Genomic DNA, 23,198 nt, shown 5'->3' with positions numbered 1-23,198 from the left:
AATGACGTCATCCCGGCGAAGGCCGGGACCCACGCCAGTCTCAGCGGGCTCGACGGTCGGAGGAGGCAGCACCTACGCTCGCGATGACGCGCGCACGCCGATCATCAGCACAAGGCCGGCAATCAGGAACACGGCGATCGAGGCCATGCCGATGCGCTGGCTGCCCGACGCCTGCGTGACGACGGCGACCAGCAACGGTGCCATGAAAGCCGTCACCTTGCCCGAGAAGGCGAACAGCCCGAAGTATTGCGTCATCTTCTCGGGCGGCGCGAGGCGCGCGAGCAGCGCACGGCTGGCCGCCTGCACCGGCGCCGCCACGAGGCCGACGATCACCGCGAAGGCGAGAAACACCTTCTCTCCGGTCGACGAGAACGGCTCCGACCCCGCGACCTTGGGCGCCACCTCGCTCACGTAGAGCACATGCGTCGGATCCACCGACAGGATGCCGAACGCGCCGACCAGCAAAAGCAGCAGCGACACGATGATTACCGTCTTCGAGCCTATGCGGTCGTCGAGCACGCCGCCGATCAGCGCGCCGAACACGCCGGTGAGCGTCAGCACGATCCCGAACAGGCCGAGCTCGAGCGCGCCCCATCCGAACACCGCCGCGCCGTAGATGCCTCCGAACGCGAAGATCGCCGCCAGCCCGTCCGCGTAGAGCATCCGCGCAATGAGGAACAGGAGCATGTCGCGATGCGACGGCAGCGACCGGATCGTCTCCCATAGCTCGGTCAAGGGTGGGCGCGTGCTCGCCGGCACCGCGCCGACCCTGCGGTCCGGCACGAACAGGAAGAACGGGATCATGAACAGCGCGTACCAGATAGCCGCGAACGGGCCGACGAGGCGGTCGCCCTCGCGCGCCGCCGTGTCGAGCGCAAGCAGCGGCTCGAGTCCGAGCAGCGTTCGCCCGCTTGTCGGATCGGCCACCACGAGCCCGGCCATGATGGCGAGGCTGACGAGCCCGCCGGCATAACCGACGGCCCAGCCGGTGCCTGATAGCCGCCCGAGCCGGTTCGCCGGCACGAGGCTTGGCATGATGGAGTTCGTGAACACGGTGGTGAACTCGGCCATAGCGGTCGCCACCACGAACGCGGCGAGCACGAGGGCGATGGTGGCCGCGTCGGCGCTGGGCACCGCGAGCCACAGCGTGGCGAGGCTCGCGACGAAGAGGGTCGAGAACAGAGCCATCCAGGGCTTGCGCCGGCCGCGCCCGTCGGCGACCGCACCGAGGAACGGGCTGCCGAGCGCGATGATCACGCCCGCCGCGGCCGCGGCATAGCCCCACAGCGCCTGGCCCTGGGCCGGGTCCGCTGCCACAGCATTGGCGAAATAGGGCGCGAACAGGAAGGTGAGCACCAGCGTGTAGTAGGGCTGCGCCGCCCAGTCGAACAGCACCCAAGAGACGAGCGCGCGCGGCGGTGCCGCCTCCTGCACCCCGATATCGACTGTGGTGTCCTGCACGGTGTCGTCCCCCATCCCCGAGCTTGTGGTGTCTGTTCTATAGCCCAGCCGAACGCCATCTGCCCGCTTTACGTGCTGGAGCAGCGATACTTAGCGCAGTCCGATGCGGCAACGTATCTGGGTCCCGACCTCCGCCGGGATGACGTCAGTATGTGGACGCCGGATGTCCCTACCCTCTGTCACTCCGGCGAAGGCCGGAGTCCAGGCACGTCGCGAGTCTGCGCCACCTGTCGAAATCGGCAGACCATGACGAACAACGGTCTATGATTCACGATTGCGCTGCCTATCCGCTCCACTGACCGGCGTAGTCTGCGCCGCGGAGCTGGAAGGTGTCCTCGATCACGTAAGGTCCGCCGCCGACCTTCGGCCGCGACGAGAAGAGCGCGAAGCGCTCGACCTGGAACGGCGCGCTGACGAAGCTGCCGAGCTGCTCCAGCACGCGCGCCACCGCCTCGGGGCGCGTGCCCTTGAGGCGCGCCAGCGTGACGTGCGCCTTGAACGGATGCTTCTCGGGCTTGAGGCCCGCGCTGCGCGCGGCGCGCTCGTTGGCACGGGCAAGCTGATCGAGCCACGGGTTCTCGGCGACGCCCGCCCACAGCGAGCGCGGCTGCTGCCCGCCGAAGGCGCCGAAACCCGACAGCCGCAGCGTGAACGCCGGCTCGTCGATCGACGACAGCGCGGCATGAAACTCGTCGGCCGTCGGGTTGTCGATGTCGCCGGCGAAGCGCAGCGTGAGGTGCATGTCCTCGGGCTCGATCCAGCGCGCGCCCGCGAGCGGAACGGCAAGATCCGCAAGGCGCTCGGTGAGCGCAGACGGAAGCTCGATGCCGGTGAAGAGGCGAGGCATGGCGGACGGCCCCCGGATCAGGACTTCGACGCCGCACCGCGCCGCTCGCGCGCACGGCCGATCAGCTCCTCGACCTGGGGCAGGATGCCCTTGACGATCACGTCGACACCGGGTGCGGTCGGGTGCAGGCCGTCCTGCAGGTTGAGCTTGGCATCTAGCGCGACGCCGTCGAGGAAGAAGGGATAAAGCAGCGCGCCGTGCTTGGCTGCGAGATCGCTGTAGATGGTGGCGAAGCGCTCCTCGTAGTCCTTGCCCCAGTTCTTAGGCGCCATCATGCCGGCGAGCAGCACGTCGATATTGCGCGCGCGCAGTTTCGTCAGGATCGCGTCGAGATTCTTGCGCGTCTCGCCGGGATCGATGCCGCGCAGCGCGTCGTTGGCGCCGAGCTCGACGATGACGGCCTCCGTCCCCTCGGGGATCGCCCAGTCGAATCGCTGAAGCCCGGCTGCCGTCGTGTCGCCGGAGACGCCCGCGTTGGCGATCTCGACGGCATGGCCCTTGGCGGCGAGCGCTTCGGCGAGCTTCACGGGAAAGGCCTCGCTGGGCTTCAGCATGTAACCGGCCGTCAAACTATCCCCGAAGGCCACCATGCGGATAGGATCGGCTTTCTCGGCCGCCATGGCTGCCCAAAATCCGACAGCCAGCCAGAGGTTGACGATCGCCATCAGCCGCACCATTTGACCCCCGAAGGTCGAAGCGCTTTGCTCTGCCTTCATTTTTTTGCCTCACCGCGCTTCGACACTGTTGCGTCGCGCTTCCCGCGACCGCCCCTGATGGAGCCTCCCCACGTGCCCCAGCCGATCATCCGCCTGACCGACGTCCGGCTCAACCTCGAAAGTCGTGCCGGGCTTGTCGAGATCCTCAAAGGCATCACAATCGACGTAGCGCGCGGCCAGTCGCTCGCCATCGTGGGGCCATCGGGTTCGGGAAAGACGTCGCTGCTCATGATCCTTGCCGGCCTGGAGCGGGCCACCCAGGGGGATGTGCACGTTGCCGGCCGCGATTTCAATGCCCTCGACGAGGACCAGATGGCGCTCGCCCGCGGCGAGGACGTCGGCATCGTCTTCCAGTCGTTCCATCTCATCCCGACCATGACCGCGCTCGAGAACGTGGCGCTGCCGCTGGAGTTCGCGGGCCACGCCGACGCGCGTGAGCGCGCGGGGACCCTGCTTTCGGACGTGGGCCTCGGTCCGCGCCTCGACCATTTCCCGGCGCAGCTCTCGGGCGGCGAGCAGCAGCGTGTGGCGCTCGCCCGCGCGCTTGCCCCGCAGCCCAAGCTGCTGCTGGCCGACGAGCCGACCGGCAACCTCGACGGCAAGACCGGCCGCCAGGTCGTCGATCTCCTGTTCGGCCTCAAGCGCAAGAGCGGCGCCACCCTCGTGCTCGTCACCCATGACGAGCGGCTCGCCAAGGAGTGCGAGCGCACCATCCGCATGGCCGACGGCAGGATCGTGGCCGACGAGCAGACCGTGGTGGCCGCATGACAGCCGTCGCAGAGGTTGGCGCCGGCTCCGCGCGTCCGCGCACCGGCCTTCCGCTTTCACGCCTGCTCGGCATCGCCCTAAGCGAGCTGCGCGCGGGCCTCAACGGCTTCTACATCTTCATCGCCTGCGTCGCGCTCGGCGTCGCGGTCATTGCCACCGTGGGTACCCTGTCCGACGCGCTCCGCAGCGGCTTCGAGCGCCAGGGCGAGATCATTCTGGGCGGCGACGCGACGTTCTCCCGCATGCACACGCGCGCCACCGACGCCGAGCGGAGCTGGCTCGAGGCGCGCGGCCGCGTGAGCGAGTCCGCTGCTGTGCGCACCATGGCGCGCCGGCTCGACGGCGAGGAGCAGGCGCTCATCGAGATCAAGGCCGTGGACAGTGCCTATCCGCTCGCCGGTGCGGTGGAGGTCCATGGGGCGCCTTTCGCCGACGCCATGGCCGCTCCCGATGGCGCCGTCGTCGACCCGGTTCTATTGAGCCAGCTCGGGCTCTCGATCGGCGACAGGATGCGCGTTGGCGAGACCGAGGTCACCGTCAAGGCGACGCTGGTAAGCGAGCCCGACGCCGTCGCCGACCGGCTGACCTATGGCCCCCGCGTCTTCGTCTCTCATGCGACGCTCGACAAGACCGGCCTCGTGCAGCCGGGCACGCTCGTCCGCTGGCGCTATGCCCTGAAACTCAATCCGGATACTGCCCCGGTCGATCTGGCCCAGTTCCGCGCCACGGCCAAGGCGGACCTCGCCCAGTCCGGCTTCGTCATGGCCGATCGCCGCGATCCGTCTCCCCAGGTGACGCGCACGCTCGATCGCCTGCGCCAGTTCCTGACCTTCCTCGGGCTCGCCGCGCTGCTCGTCGGCGGCGTGGGCATCGCCAGCGCCGTCGCCACCTTCATCGAGCGGCGCCGCAACGTCATTGCGACCATGAAGACCGTCGGCGCCACGAGCCGTCTCGTGCTCATGATCTTCCTGGTGCAGGTGCTGGCCATCGCGCTCATCGGCGTTGCCTTGGGCCTCGCCGTCGGCCTCACGGCCCCGCATTTCCTCATCACCGCCTACGGTGATCAGCTTCCCATCAAGGCCGAGCTGACCTTCTCGCTGACGAGCATTCTCGCCAGCGCCGCCTACGGCGTCCTGGTCGCGCTGCTGTTCACGCTCTGGCCGCTCGGGCGTGCCGAGCTGATCAAGCCCTCCGTGCTGTTTCGCGACGAGGTGGCGCCGGAACGCGTGTGGCCGCGCCGCGGGATTATCGCCGCCACCGCGTTCATCGCCGCCATGCTGCTGGCCTTCGTGCTCACGATGGCGGAGTCGACGCGCATCGCGCTCTATTTCTGCGGCGCGCTGGTGCTCGTGTTCCTCGTCTTCACCGCGCTCGGTAGCCTGGTGACGGTGCTGGCGCGACGCGTACCCCGGCCCAAATGGCCCGAGCTGGCGCTCGCCATCGGCAACCTCGGCGCGCCGGGCGGTCTCACGCGCTCCGTCGTGGTCTCGCTCGGCGCCGGGCTTTCGTTGCTGGTCGCCGTGGCGCTGGCCGATGCCTCGCTCGTCGAGGAGCTGACCAGCCGCCTGCCAAAGAAGGCCCCCAGCCACTTCCTGCTCGATGTGCCGAAGGCCGATGCGGCCGATCTCATACGCATCGTCGAGCGCGAGGCTCCGGGCGCCCACGTCGTCGAGGCGCCGATGTTGCGCGGCCGTCTCATCGAGCTCAACGGGCGCAAGGCGGAGGAGGTTAAGCTGCCGCCCGAGGCGCAGTGGGTCTTGAACGGCGACCGCGGCCTTACCTACGCGGATACGCTTCCCGAAGGCTCGACCCTGGTCGAGGGCCAATGGTGGCCCGCCGACTATACGGGCGAGCCGCTGGTCTCGTTCGAGCGCGATCTCGCGGGCCACCTCGGCATTGCCATCGGCGACACCGTAACCGTGAACGTGCTCGGCCGAAACCTCACCGCGCGCATCGCCAACCTGCGCGAGGTGAAGTGGGAAAGCCTGAGGCTCAACTTCGTCATGGTGTTCTCGCCGAACGCGCTCGCGGCCGCGCCCCACAACCTGCTGGCCACCGTGAGCCTGCCGGACGGCGTCGCCCTGGAAACCGAGGCGGAACTCGGCCGCGCCATCGGCAAGGCGTTCCCGTCCGTCACCGTGATCCGCGTCAAGGACGCGCTCGAGGCCGTCAACGCCATCCTGTCCAAGGTCATGGTGGCGGTGCGCGTGGCCGGCGCCGTCACGCTGGTCGCGGGCGCCCTGGTCTTGGCCGGCGCGCTCGCAACGGCGCAGCGCCGCCGCGTCCTCGAGGCCGTGGTGCTGAAGGTGCTGGGCGCCACGCGCCGGCGCGTGCTCACCTCGCATGCCCTCGAGTACCTGATGCTCGCCGTCATCGCCGGGCTGTTCGCGGCCGCGCTCGGCGCCTTCGCCGCCTGGATCGCGGTCAGCGAGGTGATGCGGATCCCGTTCACCTTCAGCGTGCCGGCGGTGCTGCGCGCGCTGGCGCTCGCCATCGGCCTGGTGCTGCTGTTCGGCTCGCTCGGCACCTGGGCGATTTTGCGCGCCAAGCCGGCGGCGATCCTCAGATCTGAGTAAAACGGCCGGTCGACTTCATCTTCCGCAAGTAAAGCCACCTCAGTAAAATGTGGTATTTTACCCGCCCGACAACATTAACATTCTGACCGAATTCCATTATATACAGGCTCAAGTGCCCGGCTGATCAGCACGCGCGCCCTTGAAAGGACGCGTCGCTGCCCCGATATGTCTTGGGCAAATTTCGGTTTGCGCTAGAAGTCTTTAAGGGGACTCAAACACGATGGCACAGTTTGACAGCAGATATACGCAAGCGACGACCGTTGGCCGCGCCGACGTCGACGAGGGTCTGCGCGCATACATGCTGGGCGTTTACAACTACATGGCGGCTGGCGTCGCGCTGACCGGCATCGTCGCCTACCTGATCTACTCGCTGGCGGTCACCACCGACCCGGCTTCCGCCGCCGCCACGCTCCCGAACGGCCAGGCGCTGACCTCCTTCGGCGTGGCGCTCTATACGAGCCCGCTCAGGTGGCTGCTGTTCCTGGCGCCGATCGCGTTCGTGTTCTTCTTCGCCTTCCGCGCCAGCACCATGAGCGTCGGCGCCGCCCAGACGTCGTTCTGGATCTACGCGGCTCTCGTCGGCGCCTCGCTGTCGTCGCTGCACCTGGTCTTCACCGGCACGTCGATCGCCAACGTGTTCTTCATCACCGCGGCAACCTTCGCGAGCCTGAGCATCTGGGGCTACACGACCAAGCGTGACATCTCGGGCTGGGGCTCGTTCCTGTTCATGGGCCTGATCGGCGTCATCATCGCCATGGTCGTGAACATCTTCATGCAGTCGAGCGCCATGCACTTCGCGATCTCGGTCATCGGCGTGCTCGTGTTCGCGGGCTTCACCGCCTACGACACGCAGCGCATCAAGGACGTCTACTTCGAGGTCGCCGGCAATGCCGAGGCCGCTGCCAAGGCGTCGATCCTGGGCGCGCTGTCGCTGTACCAGGACTTCGTCGGCCTGTTCGTCAACCTGCTGTCGCTGCTCGGCGACCGCGAGTAGGACGAGAAGCCGCGTCTCAAACACGAAGGGCCCCGCCGCAAGCGGGGCCCTTTTCGTTTACGCGGATGATGCCGCCCGTCGGATGCTTCTTGCGAACCCAGCCAACGTCGAGCGAGTGGAAGCTGGCGTGGGTGCCGGCCTGCGCCGGCATGACGTCAGAGAATGGGCAGACGGCTCGCACAAGCTCCGTCATCCCGACGAAGGTCGGGACCCACGTAAGCTTCCACGATCGCTACACCTGCAGGATCCTCGTGTAAGCTCTTCAATGGCTGAGCTTGACGCTCTCGCAGGCAGCGAGCACGCGCGCGAGATCGTGGCCGCGCTTGAGGATCGCCCCGCTGCGCAGCACCACGCTGTAGGCGCCCTGACGCCGCGCCAGCCGCGGGCATTTCTCTACCCGGAACAGCGGATACTCGGAAGCGCGCTGGAAGATCGCGAACACGGCTTTCTCCCGCCCCATCTGCAGCGCGTAGTCGCGCCATTCGCCGGCCGCCACCTTGCGCGCGTAGACGGCGAGGATGGCATCGAGCTCCGCGCGGTTGAACGCGACGACGGGAGAACCGAAGCGGGGGGAAAGGGTGGATACGGGACTGAGCTGCGCCTGCGTGCGTGGGGAATTGCCCGGCTCGCGCGGGCGGAAACGTATGGGGTCGGATTCGCTCAAGCGCGCCTCCCTTATGCCTTGGGATCATGATCGCGCCGGGCCCGCAATTTTTCAAGCGGTTCGCGCCCAAACATTTCACAAGGCCGCCACAAAACGTCCTTCGGCAAGCCCCATTGATCCGTATGATGTTTCCTACAGCGCCTGGCCCGGTCCATTCCCCAGCCTCGGATCAATGCCCCAAGCCCCCATCCGAGGCCTATCTCCCTGGACCGGGCCCATTCTTTTTCCGATTTCCGCGATACTTTCCGGCACAGAAAATCCTTTGTACCGCCGGAAAGACGTCGCCGTTGGGCCCTGCCCCGGCCCAGAATCCCATCCAGACTCGAACACGTTGACAATCCCGCTCGGCCGCCTTGGCTGACCGGAACCCCGAGCCCCCAGTTCGGTCACGGCTCGGCAGTCGGGCGGGTCCACGCTCCTTCTTTCCTTCTCGCGTCGAAGTGGCGAAGGGCTGGCATCGAAGCCGGCCCTTTGTCTTTGGCCGCGCATTCCGCTATCGATTCGAGCCCCTGTACGGCGAGAGAGGATGAGCGATGGCCAAGAGACGCGGAACGGCTGAGAAGAGTGCGAAGAGCCCGCAGAATCCGCTCATTGCGCCGTGGCGCACGCCCTTCAAAGCCCCGCCCTTCGACCGCATCGAGCCGCGCCACTACGAGCCCGCCTTCAATCTTGCCCTCGCCGAGCATAAGCGGGAGATCGCCGAGATCGCCGGCAAGGCCGCGAAGCCGACCTTCGCCAACACCATCGTCGCGCTGGAGAAGAGCGGCGCCCTGCTCAACAAGGTGGCCGACGTCTTCTTCAACCTCACCAGCGCCGACACCAACGACGCCCTGCAGGCCGTGGAGCGCGAGATGGCGCCGCGCCTTGCCAAGCATCAAAGCGCGATCCTCCTCAACCGCCGCCTGTTCCTGCGCATCGCCGACCTCTACGAGCGGCGCGCCGACCTGGGCCTGGACGCGGAGGCGTTGCGTGTGCTCGAGCGGACTTACAAGGGCTTCGTGCGCGCCGGCGCCAGGCTCGACGCCAAGTCACGTCGCCGCATTGCCGACATCAACACCGAGCTGGCGACGCTCGGCACGGCCTTCACGCAGAACGTGCTCGCCGACGAGCAGGCGTGGCACATGATCCTCGACGGCGAGCGCGACCTTGCCGGCCTGCCCGAGTCCTTCCGCGCCGCCGCCGCGCAGGCCGCCATCGAGCTTGGCAAGCCCGGCAAGCACGCCATCACGCTTGCGCGCTCGAGCGTCGAGCCGTTCCTGCAGTTCTCCGCCCGCCGCGACCTGCGCGAGGAGGCCTGGAAGGCGTGGATCAAGCGCGGCGAGAACGGTGGCTCGACCGACAATCGCAAGATCATCGTCAGGATGATTGCCCTGCGCGCGGAGCTCGCGCGTCTGCTCGGTTTCGAGACCTTCGCTGCCTACGTGCTCGAGGACACGATGGCGAAGACGCCGGCCGAGGTGAGGAAGCTGCTCGACAAGGTATGGCCGCCTGCGCTGAGGCGTGCGCGCGGCGAGCGCGACGCGCTCGAGAAGCGGGCGCGGGACGAGGGGGAGAACTTCAAGATCGCCGCCTGGGACTGGCGCTACTACGCAGAGAAGGAGCGCAAGGCGCGTTACGACCTCGACGAGGCCGAGGTGCGCTCCTACCTCGTGCTGGAGAACGTCCTGCAAGCCGCCTTTGATACTGCGGGCAAGCTGTTCGGCATCGTTTTCGAGGAGCGCACCGACGTGCCGGTCTATCATCCGGACGTGCGCGCCTGGGAGGTGAAGACGAAGGCGGGCGACCCCGTCGGCCTGTTCTACACCGATTACTATGCCCGCCCGTCGAAGCGCTCAGGTGCCTGGATGTCGTCCTATCGCACGCAGCAGAAGCTCACCGGCAACGTGCGTCCCATCGTCGTCAACGTGATGAGCGTGGCGCGCGGCGCGCCCGGTACACCGGCGCTGCTCTCCTTCGACGACGCGCGCACGCTGTTCCACGAGCTCGGCCACGGCTTGCACGGCCTCCTGTCCGACGTGACCTACCCGTCGCTCGCCATGACCAACGTGCTGCACGACTTCGTCGAGCTGCCCTCGCAGCTTTACGAGCACTGGCTCTCGCGGCCCGAGGTTTTGAAGCGCTTCGCGCTGCACGCCGAGACCGGCAAGCCCATGCCGCAGCGCCTGCTCGACCAGCTCGAGGCCGCGCGCACGTTCAACCAGGGCTTCCAGACCGTGGAATACACAGCCTCGACGCTGCTCGACCTCGAGCTGCATTCGCTCGCCGATGCGACGGCCCTCGACGTCGACGCCTTCGAGAGCGAGGTCCTGGCGCAGATCGGCATGCCGGCCGAGATCGCGCCGCGCCACCGCATCCCGCACTTCCAGCACATCATCGGCGGCTACGCGGCCGGCTACTACAGCTACCTGTGGTCCGAGGTGATGGACGCCGACGCCTTCGCCGCCTTCGTGGAGGCTGGCAACATCTTCGACAAAAAGACCGCGGCGAAGCTCAAGACGCACATCTACGCGGCCGGCAACAAGGAGGATGCGCTCGCGGCCTACGTCGCCTTCCGCGGCCGCCCGCCCGAGATCGACGGCCTCCTGCGCAAGCGCGGCCTCGCCTGATCCCCCGCTCTCACACGTCATGGTCGCCGTCCGCGCGGAGCGCGGCTTCGCCACGACAGGCGGCCATCCGGGGGTGTGTTTCTCGATCGACGAACAAGCGGCCCTGGATGGCGGGGGGATATGCGAGCGCGGAGGCCTCACCCGCTCGCTGCGCTCGCCACCTCTCCCCAACGGTAGAGGTCGGAAGCGATTGTAGATCGCTTCCCGATGAGGAGGCACTGCCTCTATCGTTGTCGGAATATCGTTCAGGCTCGCTCCTGGCCGACTTGCGTGGATCCCGGCCTGCGCCGGGATGACGTTGGATTTGGACAGAGCGTGCGGCAACTAACTCCGTCATGCCGGCGAAGGCCGGCACCCACGCAAGCTTCAACGAACGCGACGGACGGCGAAGACGATACCTATCAGCTCGCCTTGCGGTTCTGGCGGTTCGAGATCAGGTCGTCGACCACCGACGGATCGGCGAGCGTCGAGGTGTCGCCCAGGCTCCCGAACTCGTCCTCGGCGATCTTGCGCAGGATGCGGCGCATGATCTTGCCCGAGCGCGTCTTCGGCAGGCCCGGCGCGAACTGCACCACGTCGGGCGAGGCGATCGGACCGATCTCGCGCCGCACGTGCTGCACGAGCTCACGGCGCAGCTCCTCCGAGGGTTGCTCGCCGGAGATCAGCGTCACGTAGCAGTAGATGCCCTGGCCCTTGAGGTCGTGCGGGTAGCCGACCACCGCCGCCTCCGCGACCTTGGGATGCGCAACGAGCGCGCTCTCCACCTCCGCCGTACCCATGCGGTGCCCCGAGACGTTGATCACGTCGTCCACGCGGCCCGTGATCCAGTAGTACCCGTCCTCGTCGCGCCGGCATCCGTCGCCGGTGAAATAGGTTCCGGGATAGGTCGAAAAGTACGTCTGCACGAAGCGGTCGTGGTCGCCGTAGAGCGTGCGCGCCTGTCCGGGCCAGCTATCGAGCAGCACGAGGTTGCCCTGCGTCGCGCCCTCGAGCACGCCGCCCCTCTCGTCGACCAGCGCCGGCTGGACGCCGAAGAACGGCCGCGTCGCTGAGCCGGGCTTCAGCGCCGTGGCGCCCGGCAGCGGCGTGATGAGGATGCCGCCGGTCTCCGTCTGCCACCAGGTGTCGACGATCGGGCAGCGGCTGTCTCCGACCACGCGATGATACCACTCCCATGCCTCGGGATTGATAGGCTCGCCAACGCTACCGAGCAGCCGCAGTGAGGAGCGATCGGTCCGCTTCACGAGGTCGTCGCCGGCGCCCATCAGCGAGCGAATAGCCGTCGGCGCCGTGTAGAACGTGTTCACGTTCCACTTGTCGACCACGTTCCAGAAGCGCGACGCGGAGGGATACGTCGGCACGCCCTCGAACATCAGCGTGGTGGCGCCGTTCGCGAGGGGACCGTAGAGGATGTAGCTGTGTCCGGTGACCCAGCCCACGTCCGCCGTGCACCAGTAGATGTCGCCATCGTGATAGTCGAACACGTACTGATGCGTGATCGCGGCGAACACGAGATAGCCGCCCGTCGTGTGCAGCACGCCCTTGGGTTTGCCGGTCGAGCCCGAGGTGTAGAGGATGAAGAGCGGATCCTCGGCATTCACCTCCTCGGGCGGGCAATCGGCTGAGACTTTCTCCAGCTCCTCGTGCAGCCAGACATCCCGTCCGCCGGTCCACGACACGGGATTGCCCGTGCGGCGCACGACGAGCACGGTCTCGTTGCCCTTCGCACACTTCTTGAGTGCCTCGTCGGTGTTCTTCTTGAGCGCTACGGTCTTTCCGCCGCGCAGGCCTTCGTCGGCGGTGATGATGAACGTCGAGCCCGCGTCCTCTATGCGCCCCGCGAGGCTGTCCGGCGAGAAGCCGGCGAACACCACCGAATGGATGGCGCCGACGCGCGCGCAGGCGAGCATCGCGTACGCAGCCTCCGGGATCATCGGCAGGTAGATGGTGACGCGATCGCCCTTCTTGACGCCGTTGGCCTTGAGCACGTTGGCGAACTTCGACACCCGCTCGTGCAATTGGCGGTAGGTTATGGTCTGATCCTCGGTGGGATCGTCGCCCTCCCAGATGATGGCCACCTGGTCGCCGCGCGTCGCGAGATGCCGGTCGATGCAGTTGGCGGACACGTTGAGCGTGCCGTCCTCGAACCACTTGATCGACACGTTGTGCGGATCGAAGCTTGTGTTCTTGATCTTGCTGTAAGGCTTGATCCAATCGAGGCGCTTGCCGTTCTCGGCCCAGAAGCCTTCCGGATCCTGCACCGAGCGCTCGTAGAGCGCCTTGTACTTCGCGTCGTCGAGCCAAGCGCGGCTCGCCCACTCGGGCGCAACGGGATACGCCTTGTCCGACATCGTTAATCCTCCCGAAATCGGTTTATTGTTCTGGTGTCATTATGGGCAAACGGAAGGCGAGCGACAACTTCCTCATTGGTCGAAGGTCTGGTGTCTCGGGCCTCGCCGCTGTTCTCGGTCAAGATCCGCTCCAAGATCGCGGAATCACGTCAATCCGGGTTTGAGCGTCCCCGCCGTGGCCCTGAGACCCAGCCTGCCGGATGCCGTCTCCGGCTCGCCATCGGGCTCGGGTCCGGGATCGTCAGGCGCGCGGGGCGGCGTGAAGATCTTCGGGCGCTCGGTTCGCGCCGGCTCGCGGCCGCGATCACTGCCGCTCCGCTGAGCAGGCTGCGTCTGAGGCTGAGCCGCGCCGGCCGGCGCTTCGCTTGCGGCGGGCGGTGCCGTTGGAGCGGGAGCTGCCGCGGGCGTGGTGGGCTCCGGCGCAGCGGGCGCAGCCTTCGGCGGCGCCTTATGCTCGTCTTCGAGCGCAACCGCTTCCGCCTTGACGATCACCGTCTCGGGCTCGCCCGAGGCGATGAACTCCGTGAGGTCGGCGCCGAGAATGCGCTCCTCGCCGCCCTCCACCTCATCAGCCGGCACGCGCCACTCGAAGGCGTCGAGCGCACCCGTCACCGGCGAGATGGGCGCCCAGCGATCGGAGGCCACGCCGTCCGCGATCCAGGCTTCATCGCGCGGCGCGGTGACGGCCCTTGCCAGCCATTCGCGTGCGCGGCCCTTGTCGCCGCTTTCCTCCGCCTCGACGCGCGCCATGAGCGCCGCGACGCGCCGCGTCAATCCCTGCTCCAGGAACGGCTGCAGGATGCGCCGCGCTTCCGCGTAGTCGTGCGCCTCGATGGCCGCCACCGCGACCGCGATCGAGCTTTCGATCGACAGCGGGTTGAGCGTGAAGAGGTGCTTGACGCGGTCGAGGCGGTCGCGCGGGCTGTCGCCGATGCGGGCGTAGGCATAGGCCGTCGCCAACTCCGGATGCGGGGCCTTGGTCCACGTCTTCTGGATGATCTTGGCCGCCCGCGGAGTATTCCCGCGCGCGGCGAGCAGGCGTCCGGCGACGGCCGCCGCCGGAATGAGCGAGGGTGCGAGCCCGTGCGCCTCGAGCGCCAGCGTCAGCGCCTTGTCGGCGGCCTCCTCCTCGAGCTCGACCGCCTGCGCCGCGAGCAGCACCGCGCGGCGCCGGTCGGCAACCGGCCGCTCCACGTGGCCATGGCGTTTGGCGAGCGCCAGCGTCTGCAAGGCGTCCGCCCAGTCGCCCGCCTTGCACTGCAGGTCGAACAGCGCCTCGACCGGCCATGACAGCTTCGGATTGAGCTTGAGCGCACGCTCCGCGAACTGCCGCTGCGCCTCGGTCTCGCCCTCGCGCCCGGCTTCGAGGAAGAGGCCGCGCAGGCCGAGCTGCTCCGTATCTGGCGAGGCGAGCATGGCCTCGAAGATGCGCCGCGCAGTGGCCTTGTCGCCGGAGAGCTGCGCCGCCTGAGCGCGGAGCAGATGCGTCAGCGGCTCGTTGGGCAGCGATTTCCGCGCCTGCAGCGCATAGCGCGTGGCCATCGAGCGGTCGCCGGCGCCGATGGCGATCATGCCGGAGGACAGCGCATCGAGGCCGCGCCGCTGCCGCCGCCGCGTCAGGAAATGGCTGACCGCGGCCGGGCTCGACCAGATCTGGCTCAGCACGTTCCATAACAGCAGGGCGAACCCGATCAGGGCTGCGAAGATGACCACGGCGCGGAACACGCTGGTCTCGATCTCGTAGCCCTGCCAGGTGACGAGCAGCGAGCCCGGACGATCTGCGAGCCACGCGAGCCCGGTTGCCAGCAGGATCACGCCGAGGAGGAAGAGGATAAGGCGCGTCATCGGTCGCGGTTCCCTCAATTCTGTACTGGAGCCGGCGCCGCGGCGGGCGCATCCGCCTCGGGCGCGCCGGAGAGCGACGCCTTGAGCCGATCCTCGACCGCGGCGATGGCCTTATCGACCGTGTCGCGTGCCGTGACCTTGATCAGCCAGTCCTCCATCGGCATGCGCGCCTTGAGCGGCAACGCCTTCGCCTGGGCGAGGACGTCCCCGAGACGTCCCTCGTCGAGCGCCGTATCGATGCGCGCCACGATCGCCTCCGTGCTCGTGTCGCCGGCGTCGTGGCTGACCTTGCGCACGCGCACCACCGACTTGGCACCCGCCAGTAGGCGGTCGATCACCGACCCGTCGGCCGGCTCGAGATCCGCATCGATGACGGCATTGATGAGCGGACGGAACTCCGCCTTGAGCTGGGCGGGGGTGGCGACGCCCGTATCCTTGAAGCGCTCGAGAGCCGAGAGATCGATCTGCCCGGCCGAGGCCTTGCGCACGTCCTCGAGCTCGGCGGCGTAGCCCTGGCCCTGCCCGCGGTCGAGCGCGCGCTTGAGGTTGGAAAGCTCAAGCGCCAGCACGATGCGCTCGGCGTTCTGCCGCCGGCTCTGCTCGTTGCTGACGACGCTCTGCACGTTCTGTTCGAGCTCGGCCAGCTTGCTGTTGACCGGGTTCACGGCCGCGGTCACGTCGGCGGGCTTGGCGAAGGTCTTGAGCTGCGAGTCGACCGAGCTTCTGAGCTCGGCGACGGTGTTCGCGAGCCGCCCGGTCTCGGACCTGACGGCTTCGACGGCGGCCGAGAGGCGGTCCGTGTCCGCTTTTGTCGTCTCCGACCGTTGCGTACCGCGCGTCTGCTCGGTGCGCACCTGCGACAGCTCCCGCTCGAGGCGGACGGTCGCGGTCTTGGCCGCCTCGCTGGCCTCCTGCGCTGCCGTAAGGCGCTGCCCAACGTCCTCCGGAAGACCTTGCCCCTTGCTGAGATCGGCAATCCGGGCCTCGACATCGGAGATCTTGGCGGAGATGGCGGCGAGTTGCGGCGTGCCGCCCGAAGCATCCGACGCGCCGGACGCGATCAGGGACAGTTGCTCCTCGAGCTTGGCGATCCGCTCGGCGCTCGCCCCGCCGCCCTGTTGCGCGGTTTCGCTGAGCGACTTTGTCTCGGCCTGCAACGTATTTTGCGCCTCGCGCAACGCGGCGACGTTCTGCGCAAGCTCGTCGAGCTTCGCGAGTCGGCCTTCCGCTTCGCTGATCTTTGCATTGAGCGCATCCAGGCCGGCGCCGTTCTTGGGGCCGGATTCGAGCGCGGCAATGCGTGCGGCGAGCTGCGCGGTCTGGCTCTCGTCGCTGCCGGGGAGCCAGTTCGGCCCCAGGAACGCCGCGCCCGCATAGACGAGCGCGCCGCCGATGAGGCCGGCTGCGAGATGAGAGAAGAATCCTCCGCCCGAGGCAGCGGCAGGCTTCGGCTCAGGTTTCGCCGCAGGTGCCGCCGCCGGTTTCGGAACAGCATTCGGCGTCGACGTCTTTGCCGCCGCGTCAGCCGCGCTCGACGGCTTCCCCGCCGGCGCGCCGGCGGCAGCGGCCGACGACGATGACGCGCTGGCCGAGGATGCGCTGGCGGCGGATGCAGGCTTCTCCGAGGATGAACTCGCGGCAGACGCGGATTTCTCCGTCGACGCGGCCGGAGAGGGCGCGCCGGCAGACGGTGTCGCGGCCTGCGGCTTCACCTCGGTCGCCTTGAGGTCCAGCGTGGCATGGGGGCGCTTGGCGCCGGGAGCATCGCTGCGGCCAGCATCCTTTGCGGGATCGGGCTTGTCGATCATGGAAGCAGGGTCTCCAGGGACTTGCGGTCGAGCCTCGGGGGAAGGGCGACCTAGCGGGAGTCTGACGCCTCACGGGCGATAAGAGCAAGCATTTCTTCCGAATGAGGCGAGCGGGCGACGGCAATCCTAACGGCACCCAGCGGGCCGAGTTCCTCCCCGACCGCCTCCGAGAGGCAGAAATGGACCATCCGGCGCGCCTCGGCCACAAGAGCAGCCGCGCCCACCAGTTTCGCGTAAACCTTGGCCGTTCTCGGCGACATCAGGACGACACCGTCGAGCGTGCCCTGCCGCATCGCCGCTACGGCCTCGGCCGGGATCGCGCCGGCCGTTTCCGTTCGGTAAACAATCTCGGTACGGACCGACAAGCCCCGCCCCGCGAGCGCGCCCCCGAGATCGAAGGCCAGCGTGTCGCCGGCGAGATGCAGGAGCACCCCGGCAGCCGGGTCGGCGTCCGCCGCGATGACCGCCTCGAGAGCGCGAGCCCCCCCCGGCCCTTCGACCACGCGGCGGAAGCCGAGCGAACGCCCGAGCTTGGCCGTCGCCGGGCCGACCGCGAACAGCGGCAGCCCGAGCACGTCGTCGCCGAGCGGCCCGGCCGCGACCGCACGCAGCCCGTTGCGGCTCGTGGCGATCAGTGCCTGCACGCCGTCGAGCGGCGGCATGGCCCCGGTGAGCGCGATAGAGAGCAGCGGCGCCTGCGTGATGCGATGCCCCGCCGCCACGAGGGCCGCCTGCATCAGATCGGGCTCCGGCCCCGTATCCGGCCTCGTCAGCAGGAGGTGCATCAGAGGGACCGTGCGAGTATCGCCTCGGCGCCGAGTTCCAGCAGCGCGTCCGCGGTGGTGGTGCCGAGGGCGGCCGCCGCCCCGGCCGGTGCCTCGCGCGTGATCTCGAAGCAGGCAGCGCCGTCGGGCAAGAACACCTTGCCGCGCAGCGTAAGCGTGCCCGCGTCGAGCTCCGCGAGACCGGCGATCGGCGTCCGGCACGAGCCCTCCAGGCGCGTGAGGAACGCCCGCTCGGCGGTGACGCAAAGCGCCGTCTCCTCGTGATTGAGGGGCGCGACGAAACGCACCGTCTCCGCGTCGTCGCTACGGATCTCGATGGCGATGGCTCCCTGTGCAACGGCGGGCAGCAGATCCTCGGTTGCAATCGGCGCCGTGATGCGGTCTGCCATGCCGAGCCTGTTCAGCCCCGCGCACGCGAGCAGCGTCGCATCCGCCACGCCTTCCGAGAGCTTTCTGAGCCGCGTCTGTACGTTGCCGCGGAAGCCGACAACCTTGACGTCCGGACGCAGGCGCTTCACCTGCGCCTGCCGCCTGAGGCTCGACGTACCGACGACAGCGCCCTCGGGCAGCGCGGCGAGCGTGGGATGCGTGAGCGAGATGAAGGCGTCGCGCACGTCCTCGCGCGGCAGCACGGCGCCGATGCCGAGCCCGTCCGGCAGGTGCGTTTGCATATCCTTCATCGAGTGCACCGCGAGGTCGATCTCGCGCGCGATCAGCCCTTCTTCGATCTCCTTGGTAAAGAGTCCCTTGCCGCCCACCTCAGCCAGCGGCCGGTCCTGGATCGCGTCGCCCGTCGTCTTGTAGATGCGGATTTCGAACGCGTCCTCGGGCAAGCCATGCGCCGCCATCAGGCGCGCCCGCACTTCGTGGGCCTGGGCGAGAGCGAGCGGCGAGCCGCGCGTGCCGATGCGGAGGGTACGAGCTTGCAAGTCGTGGGCTCCAGGTGTTAGGGCCACGGGATTCCGCGGCGGGCGCCATTAATGCCTGTCCCAGCAAATGAACGCAAATCGGCCTCCTACCCGATCTCCAGGTCCAGTTAATGCTTCGACCAAGCCGCAAGGCCGTGCCCCATTCCCGGCGTGTCTGGACTCCGGCCTTCGCCGGAGTGACGGAGAACTTGTGGCAAGCAGCTTCAACGACCCCAACGTCATCCCGGCACAGGCCGGGATCCAGACACGTATGGGCCGAGCACCGCTGCTTCCTCCGCACGGGAGGAGCCCATGACCGCCGACGATAATCGCCCCCTGCTCGTCCTCGGCATCGAGACGAGCTGCGACGAGACGGCCGCCGCCGTCGTCGCCCGTGACGGCGAGGCCCGCGGCCGCATCCTGTCCAACGTCGTGCGCTCCCAGCTCGCCGAGCACCGCCCCTATGGCGGCGTCGTGCCCGAGATCGCGGCGCGCGCGCATGTCGAGTGCCTGGACGCCATCGTCGCCGCCGCACTGGCGGAAGCCGGCCTCGCCCTGTCGGATCTCTCCGGCATTGCTGCCACGGCCGGCCCCGGCTTGAACGGCGGCCTCGTCGTAGGGCTGGTAACCGGCAAGACGCTGGCCCTGGCGGCCGGCAAGCCGTTCCTCGCCATCAATCATCTCGAGGCGCACGCGCTGACCGTGGGCCTCACGGACGGGCTTGAACCCCCTTACCTCATGCTGCTCGTCTCCGGCGGCCACACGCAGACGCTTCTGGTCGAGGGTGTGGGCCGCTACCGTCGCATCGGCACCACCATCGACGACGCCATCGGCGAGGCCTTCGACAAGACCGCGAAGCTCTTAGGGTTAGGCTATCCTGGCGGCCCGGAGGTCGAGCGCGCGGCCCGCAGCGGCGATCCCGAGCGCTTCCCCCTGCCGCGGCCCATGGTTGGGCGCGTCGAGCCGCACTTCTCGCTGGCCGGCCTCAAGACCGCGCTGCGCCAGCGGGCCGAGGCCGCAGCCCCCCTCACCGACCGCGACGTCGCCGACCTCTGCGCTGCGTTCGAGGCCGCCGTCTGCGACATCATCGAGGACCGCGTCTCGCGCGCCATGGAGCTCGCGGAAGACGCGTTCGGCCCCGGCAGGCCGCGCTGGCTGACGGTCGCGGGCGGCGTCGCCGCCAACGCGTCCATCGCCGCCGCGCTGGCCCGCCTTGCCGCCGCGCGGGGCTTCCACCTCGCCGTGCCGCCGCCGGCGCTCTGCACCGACAACGGCGCCATGATCGCCTGGGCGGGCGCCGAGCGGCTGGCCCGCGGCCTCGTCGACGGGCTCGATTTCGCGGCCAGGCCCCGCTGGCCCCTCGACCCCGCCGCGCCCGCCGCCATCGGCGCCGGCGTCAAGGCGTGACGCGGCGATCGGGCGACGTGCTATGAGAGCGGCACCAGAGGGGAACGCAACGCCATGACCATCGACAGGATCGGCGTGATCGGCGGCGGCGCCTGGGGCACCGCGCTGGCGCAGACGCTGACGCTCGCCGGCCGCGACGTCGTGCTTTGGGCGCGCGAATCCGAGACCGTGGCCGACATCAACACGCGCCACGTCAACCGAGCCTTCCTTCCGGGTATCGCGCTCGACTCGCGTCTCAAGGCGACCGAAACGCTCGAGGATTGCGCCGCCGCCGACGCGGTGCTCCTCGTCTCGCCCGCGCAGCACGTGCGCACCGTGGCCACGGCGCTTGCGCCGCACATGCGCCCCGGCCAGCCGTTGATCGTCTGCGCCAAGGGCATCGAGCAGGCGAGCGGCAAGCTGATGGGAGAGGTGCTGGCCGAGGCCGCGCCCGACGTGGCGCTCGCCGTTCTGTCCGGCCCCAGTTTCGCCGCCGACGTGGCGCGCGGGCTTCCGGCCGCTCTTACCCTCGCCTGCCGCGACGAGCAGCTCGGCAAGCGCCTCGCCGAGCGCCTGGGCGACCGCCAGCTCCGCCTCTACTGGACGGACGACATCGTCGGCGTTGAGCTCGGCGGCGCCTTGAAGAACGTGCTCGCCATCGCCGCCGGCATCGTCGAGGGCAAGGGGCTCGGCACCAGCGCCCATGCCGCGATCGTCACGCGCGGCTTCGCCGAGATGCGCCGCCTGAGCAACGCAATGGGCAGCCGCCCCGAGACGATGATGGGTCTCTCGGGCCTCGGCGACCTCGTCTTGACCTGCGGCAGCCCGCAGTCGCGCAACATGAGCCTCGGCCGCGCGCTGGGCCAGGGCGAGACGCTCGCGGCCGTGCTCGGCGCGCGCATATCCGTGACGGAGGGCGTGTATACGGCCGCAGCCGTGGTGCGCCTCGCCGAGCAGAAGCGCATCGAGATGCCGATCACCGCGGCCGTGCATGCCGTGCTTGAGGGCAGCCTCTCGGTCGATGACGCCATTGCGGGGCTCATGAGCCGCCCCTTCAAGGCCGAGGACTGACGACGCCTTGAGACACGCCGAATATGGCGTAATCTCCGGCCGGACCCCACGAGCTACGAGAGATCACCACCCCATGGCCTATTGGCTTCTGAAGTCCGAGCCCGACGCGTTCTCCTGGGACGACCTGACCGACAAGGGCGCCAAGGGCGAGCCCTGGACAGGCGTGCGGAACTTCACCGCCCGCAACAACATGAAGGCCATGCAGATCGGCGATCTCGGCTTCTTCTATCATTCGAACATCGGCAAGGAGGTCGTCGGCATCTGCGAGGTGATCGCGCTCGCTCACCCCGATCCGACCGACGACACCGGCAAGTGGAAATGCGTCGACGTGCGCGCCCTCGAGCGCCTGCCGCGGCCGGTGACGCTCGCCGACGTCAAGGCGAACCCGCGGCTCGCCGACATGGCGCTGGTGAGGACGGCACGCCTCTCCGTGCAGCCGGTGACGGACGCCGAATGGGTCGAGGTCTGCCGCATGGCCGGTCTTCCGCCCGCCAAACGCGCGAAGAAGAAATGAGCGGCGCGCTGGATCTCAAAGACGCGCGCTCCGCCGAGGTCTTCATCGCCGCCAACACGCGCCCGCTCGCGCCCCCGTTGGTGCCCGAGATCCTGCTGCATCTCGCCGAGGAAAGCCTGCCCATCTGGCAGAAGACCGAGGAAGAGCTCGGCGAGATGAACGTCCCGCCGCCCTACTGGGCCTTCGCCTGGGCCGGCGGGCAGGCCCTTGCCCGCTACCTGCTCGACAACCCGGAGCGCATTGCCGGGAAATCTGTCATCGACCTCGGCACAGGCTCCGGCCTCACCGCCATCGCGGCCAGTCGCGCCGGCGCCCGGGCCGTGCTCGCTGCCGACATCGATGCATTGGCGCTCACCGCCATTGGCCTCAACGCGGCGCTGAACGGGGTCGAGATCGAGACCACGCGCGACGACCTGCTCGCTGGCGCGCCGGGTGAGGTTGAGATCGTCCTTATCGGCGATCTCTTCTACGAGCGCGAGCTGGCCGCCCGTGTCATGGCCTACATCGAGAAGGCCGCCGCGGCGGGGGCGCAGGTCCTGATCGGCGATCCAAAGCGCAGCTACTTCCCTGCCGGACGCTTCACGCCGGTGGCCGAGTATCAGGTCCCGGTCACGCGCGAGCTGGAGGATGCCGAGATCAAGCGCACGTCGGTCTGGCAGCTTTGAGTCTCACTGCCGGGTGCCGGGCTCGTCGTGGCGGCGGAGCAGCTTGGCGTGCAGAGCCCGCGCGGTCGCCTCGATCTCGCGGATCCGCCCGTGCCGCATCTCGGACGCGACCACCTTCATGGCCGCCGCGAGCGTCATGGGGTGCGCGAGCCCGAGCCGCACCATGATGCGCAGCGCCTCCTCGTCAGCGACGTTCTGCACGTCGATGGGTTGGCGCATGCGCAGGATCAGATCGTCCAGAACCGGGTTCCGCGGCGACGTCATGGCTGCTCCCCCTCCGAATGCCTGGAGCAATGGGGTACCCTTTTAACGCCTTGACACCCAAGGCGGGTTCCACCCGGCGAACGCCCGGATGCCGCAGCGCAGGCTTTGGTGCCGGCCGTCCGCCGGGCTTCAACTCGGCCTTGAACGGGGGACGAATTCAGCCTATCAAGGCCCGCCGCTGGAGCCTATCGGGCTCACTAGCCGTCGGCCAAGCCGCAATAGCTCAGTTGGTAGAGCACGTCATTCGTAATGACGGGGTCACAGGTTCGAGTCCTGTTTGCGGCACCATTCCTTCTCCGCCGAATTTGTCCAAAAAGTAAAGCAACCGGGCGGCCCCTCTGGCCGTATTGGATGCAAGGCAGAGCGCAGAGGCGCCTGCTTCGCGGCGAGCACGCCGCGGCGGCATTGCCGCAACTTGCGAAAGGACATCCCATGACGACATTCAAGAGCGCCTGTCTGGCGCTGACGGCGCTGCTCGGCGTCGCGACGATGACCGCGACCGCGGAGGCGCGCGGTGTCCACATCGGAGGCGGCCATGTTGGTGGCCACTTCGGTCATGTCGGACACGGCGGCCACTTCCGACACCACCACTTCCATGCTGGCCCCGTGTTCGGAATCTATGCGCCCGACTACTCGTATTACGACGATGACGCGTACTGCTATCGCGTCTATCGCTACCACCATTGGCGCACGGTCTGCGAGTGATGGGGCAGGGATGGACGAGCTCTGCCAGGTGCGGGCTCATCCTCGCGGCGCCCCGAACGTCTAAAGCGCCACCTGGCGATGACGCCTCGCTTCCTTCCAGGCCGCGAGATCGATGACCTCGGCGTCTCGCTGCGGGCTTACGGAAGGCATCCCGCCCGCTGCGCGACGCCTGGCCAGATTCTGCAGAAGCAGGCTGAGGCTTGCGCCGACGACCAGAAAACAGAGAGTTTGCTTTCGCATGAGGCGCTCCCAATCGAATCAGCA

The 23,198-nt window shown here is 68.3% G+C and carries 20 protein-coding genes and 1 tRNA gene; 10 read left to right on the top strand and 11 right to left on the bottom strand.

The window, feature by feature from the left end:
* Positions 1-72: 72 nt before the first annotated feature.
* The 3 genes from IT540_RS12915 to IT540_RS12905 all read right to left on the bottom strand — a co-directional run bounded on the left by IT540_RS12915 (position 73) and on the right by IT540_RS12905 (position 2,973).
* Positions 73-1,476: an MFS transporter gene (locus tag IT540_RS12915; RefSeq protein ID WP_291178381.1), complete on the bottom strand. Its 1,404-nt coding sequence runs from the start codon at positions 1,474-1,476 to the stop codon at positions 73-75.
* Positions 1,477-1,744: 268 nt separating this feature from the next.
* The gene (thpR, locus tag IT540_RS12910; protein ID WP_291178378.1) at positions 1,745-2,308 is read right to left on the bottom strand and encodes an RNA 2',3'-cyclic phosphodiesterase; all 564 of its coding nucleotides are present in this window, start codon (positions 2,306-2,308) and stop codon (positions 1,745-1,747) included.
* A gap of 17 nt (positions 2,309-2,325) precedes the next feature.
* On the bottom strand, positions 2,326-2,973 hold the full coding sequence (locus IT540_RS12905; RefSeq protein WP_291178375.1) for an arylesterase: 648 nt from the start codon (positions 2,971-2,973) through the stop codon (positions 2,326-2,328).
* 108 nt (positions 2,974-3,081) lie between these two features.
* Between IT540_RS12905 and IT540_RS12900 the strand changes: the two genes are divergently transcribed.
* The 3 genes from IT540_RS12900 (at position 3,082) to IT540_RS12890 (ending at position 7,362) form a co-directional block, all read left to right on the top strand.
* Positions 3,082-3,792, top strand: a complete 711-nt coding sequence (locus tag IT540_RS12900; protein WP_291178372.1) for an ABC transporter ATP-binding protein — start codon at positions 3,082-3,084, stop codon at positions 3,790-3,792.
* Positions 3,789-6,368 (top strand): FtsX-like permease family protein, encoded by a 2,580-nt coding sequence (locus IT540_RS12895; protein ID WP_291178369.1) that lies wholly within the window; start codon positions 3,789-3,791, stop codon positions 6,366-6,368. The genes IT540_RS12900 and IT540_RS12895 overlap by 4 nt, the downstream gene beginning before the upstream one ends.
* Positions 6,369-6,588: 220 nt before the next feature.
* Positions 6,589-7,362, top strand: a complete 774-nt coding sequence (locus tag IT540_RS12890; RefSeq protein WP_291178366.1) for a Bax inhibitor-1/YccA family protein — start codon at positions 6,589-6,591, stop codon at positions 7,360-7,362.
* A 262-nt stretch (positions 7,363-7,624) separates the two neighbouring features.
* Here IT540_RS12890 and IT540_RS12885 read toward each other — a convergent pair whose 3' ends face one another.
* Positions 7,625-8,026, bottom strand: coding sequence for a DUF2794 domain-containing protein (locus tag IT540_RS12885; RefSeq protein ID WP_291178363.1), 402 nt, complete (start codon positions 8,024-8,026; stop codon positions 7,625-7,627).
* A gap of 533 nt (positions 8,027-8,559) precedes the next feature.
* Here IT540_RS12885 and IT540_RS12880 point away from each other — a divergent pair.
* Positions 8,560-10,632 carry a M3 family metallopeptidase gene (locus IT540_RS12880; RefSeq protein ID WP_291178360.1) on the top strand — a complete coding sequence of 691 codons (2,073 nt, stop codon included), beginning with the start codon at positions 8,560-8,562 and terminating at the stop codon, positions 10,630-10,632.
* Between the two features lie 401 nt (positions 10,633-11,033).
* Here IT540_RS12880 and acs read toward each other — a convergent pair whose 3' ends face one another.
* The 5 genes from acs to hemC all read right to left on the bottom strand — a co-directional run bounded on the left by acs (position 11,034) and on the right by hemC (position 18,350).
* A complete protein-coding gene (acs, locus tag IT540_RS12875; RefSeq protein WP_291178357.1) occupies positions 11,034-12,983 on the bottom strand; it encodes an acetate--CoA ligase in 1,950 nt (649 codons plus the stop codon).
* A gap of 144 nt (positions 12,984-13,127) precedes the next feature.
* Positions 13,128-14,828 carry a heme biosynthesis HemY N-terminal domain-containing protein gene (locus IT540_RS12870; protein WP_291178354.1) on the bottom strand — a complete coding sequence of 567 codons (1,701 nt, stop codon included), beginning with the start codon at positions 14,826-14,828 and terminating at the stop codon, positions 13,128-13,130.
* A 14-nt stretch (positions 14,829-14,842) separates the two neighbouring features.
* Positions 14,843-16,636 carry a hypothetical protein gene (locus tag IT540_RS12865; protein ID WP_291178352.1) on the bottom strand — a complete coding sequence of 598 codons (1,794 nt, stop codon included), beginning with the start codon at positions 16,634-16,636 and terminating at the stop codon, positions 14,843-14,845.
* A 50-nt stretch (positions 16,637-16,686) separates the two neighbouring features.
* Entirely contained in the window at positions 16,687-17,421 is a 735-nt protein-coding gene (locus IT540_RS12860) for a uroporphyrinogen-III synthase (protein ID WP_291178349.1), read from the bottom strand.
* Positions 17,421-18,350 carry a hydroxymethylbilane synthase gene (hemC, locus tag IT540_RS12855; RefSeq protein ID WP_291178346.1) on the bottom strand — a complete coding sequence of 310 codons (930 nt, stop codon included), beginning with the start codon at positions 18,348-18,350 and terminating at the stop codon, positions 17,421-17,423. The genes IT540_RS12860 and hemC overlap by 1 nt, the downstream gene beginning before the upstream one ends.
* Before the next feature lie 315 nt (positions 18,351-18,665).
* On the opposite strand from hemC, the gene tsaD reads away from it, so the two are divergent.
* The 4 genes from tsaD to IT540_RS12835 all read left to right on the top strand — a co-directional run bounded on the left by tsaD (position 18,666) and on the right by IT540_RS12835 (position 21,965).
* Positions 18,666-19,736 carry a tRNA (adenosine(37)-N6)-threonylcarbamoyltransferase complex transferase subunit TsaD gene (tsaD, locus tag IT540_RS12850; RefSeq protein WP_291178418.1) on the top strand — a complete coding sequence of 357 codons (1,071 nt, stop codon included), beginning with the start codon at positions 18,666-18,668 and terminating at the stop codon, positions 19,734-19,736.
* Positions 19,737-19,790: 54 nt separating this feature from the next.
* Positions 19,791-20,786 carry an NAD(P)H-dependent glycerol-3-phosphate dehydrogenase gene (locus IT540_RS12845; protein WP_291178343.1) on the top strand — a complete coding sequence of 332 codons (996 nt, stop codon included), beginning with the start codon at positions 19,791-19,793 and terminating at the stop codon, positions 20,784-20,786.
* Positions 20,787-20,859: 73 nt separating this feature from the next.
* A complete protein-coding gene (locus tag IT540_RS12840; protein ID WP_291178340.1) occupies positions 20,860-21,300 on the top strand; it encodes an EVE domain-containing protein in 441 nt (146 codons plus the stop codon).
* Positions 21,297-21,965 carry a methyltransferase gene (locus IT540_RS12835; RefSeq protein ID WP_291178337.1) on the top strand — a complete coding sequence of 223 codons (669 nt, stop codon included), beginning with the start codon at positions 21,297-21,299 and terminating at the stop codon, positions 21,963-21,965. Before IT540_RS12840 ends, IT540_RS12835 begins: the two co-directional genes overlap by 4 nt.
* A 3-nt stretch (positions 21,966-21,968) precedes the next feature.
* Here the strand turns inward: IT540_RS12835 and IT540_RS12830 are convergent, their stop codons facing one another.
* On the bottom strand, positions 21,969-22,229 hold the full coding sequence (locus tag IT540_RS12830; protein WP_291178334.1) for a hypothetical protein: 261 nt from the start codon (positions 22,227-22,229) through the stop codon (positions 21,969-21,971).
* Between the two features lie 212 nt (positions 22,230-22,441).
* Here IT540_RS12830 and IT540_RS12825 point away from each other — a divergent pair.
* Positions 22,442-22,517 (top strand) — tRNA-Thr (locus tag IT540_RS12825).
* A 144-nt stretch (positions 22,518-22,661) separates the two neighbouring features.
* A complete protein-coding gene (locus IT540_RS12820) occupies positions 22,662-22,934 on the top strand; it encodes a hypothetical protein (RefSeq protein WP_291178331.1) in 273 nt (90 codons plus the stop codon).
* Positions 22,935-22,994: 60 nt separating this feature from the next.
* On the opposite strand, the gene IT540_RS12815 is transcribed toward IT540_RS12820, so the two are convergent.
* Positions 22,995-23,174: a hypothetical protein gene (locus tag IT540_RS12815; protein WP_291178326.1), complete on the bottom strand. Its 180-nt coding sequence runs from the start codon at positions 23,172-23,174 to the stop codon at positions 22,995-22,997.
* Positions 23,175-23,198 lie beyond the last annotated feature (24 nt).

The sequence above is a fragment of the Hyphomicrobium sp. genome, assembly GCF_020852195.1.
Classification (GTDB): domain Bacteria; phylum Pseudomonadota; class Alphaproteobacteria; order Rhizobiales; family Hyphomicrobiaceae; genus Hyphomicrobium_C.
The sequence above is the reverse complement of the archived record's forward strand: the minus strand, read 5'-3'. Positions and strand labels throughout refer to the sequence as shown.

Bases quoted from the DNA above. Each gene is read 5' to 3' on its own strand.
- IT540_RS12840 (WP_291178340.1), top strand. From the start codon at position 20,860: ATGGCCTATTGGCTTCTGAAGTCCGAGCCCGACGCGTTCTCCTGGGAC.
- IT540_RS12870 (WP_291178354.1), bottom strand. From the start codon at position 14,828: ATGACGCGCCTTATCCTCTTCCTCCTCGGCGTGATCCTGCTGGCAACC.
- IT540_RS12915 (WP_291178381.1), bottom strand. From the start codon at position 1,476: ATGGGGGACGACACCGTGCAGGACACCACAGTCGATATCGGGGTGCAG.
- IT540_RS12815 (WP_291178326.1), bottom strand. From the start codon at position 23,174: ATGCGAAAGCAAACTCTCTGTTTTCTGGTCGTCGGCGCAAGCCTCAGC.
- IT540_RS12905 (WP_291178375.1), bottom strand. From the start codon at position 2,973: ATGGCGATCGTCAACCTCTGGCTGGCTGTCGGATTTTGGGCAGCCATG.
- acs (WP_291178357.1), bottom strand. From the start codon at position 12,983: ATGTCGGACAAGGCGTATCCCGTTGCGCCCGAGTGGGCGAGCCGCGCT.
- IT540_RS12880 (WP_291178360.1), top strand. From the start codon at position 8,560: ATGGCCAAGAGACGCGGAACGGCTGAGAAGAGTGCGAAGAGCCCGCAG.
- thpR (WP_291178378.1), bottom strand. From the start codon at position 2,308: ATGCCTCGCCTCTTCACCGGCATCGAGCTTCCGTCTGCGCTCACCGAG.
- IT540_RS12820 (WP_291178331.1), top strand. From the start codon at position 22,662: ATGACGACATTCAAGAGCGCCTGTCTGGCGCTGACGGCGCTGCTCGGC.
- IT540_RS12860 (WP_291178349.1), bottom strand. From the start codon at position 17,421: ATGCACCTCCTGCTGACGAGGCCGGATACGGGGCCGGAGCCCGATCTG.
- IT540_RS12890 (WP_291178366.1), top strand. From the start codon at position 6,589: ATGGCACAGTTTGACAGCAGATATACGCAAGCGACGACCGTTGGCCGC.
- IT540_RS12900 (WP_291178372.1), top strand. From the start codon at position 3,082: ATGGAGCCTCCCCACGTGCCCCAGCCGATCATCCGCCTGACCGACGTC.
- IT540_RS12865 (WP_291178352.1), bottom strand. From the start codon at position 16,636: ATGATCGACAAGCCCGATCCCGCAAAGGATGCTGGCCGCAGCGATGCT.
- IT540_RS12835 (WP_291178337.1), top strand. From the start codon at position 21,297: ATGAGCGGCGCGCTGGATCTCAAAGACGCGCGCTCCGCCGAGGTCTTC.
- IT540_RS12845 (WP_291178343.1), top strand. From the start codon at position 19,791: ATGACCATCGACAGGATCGGCGTGATCGGCGGCGGCGCCTGGGGCACC.
- IT540_RS12830 (WP_291178334.1), bottom strand. From the start codon at position 22,229: ATGACGTCGCCGCGGAACCCGGTTCTGGACGATCTGATCCTGCGCATG.
- IT540_RS12895 (WP_291178369.1), top strand. From the start codon at position 3,789: ATGACAGCCGTCGCAGAGGTTGGCGCCGGCTCCGCGCGTCCGCGCACC.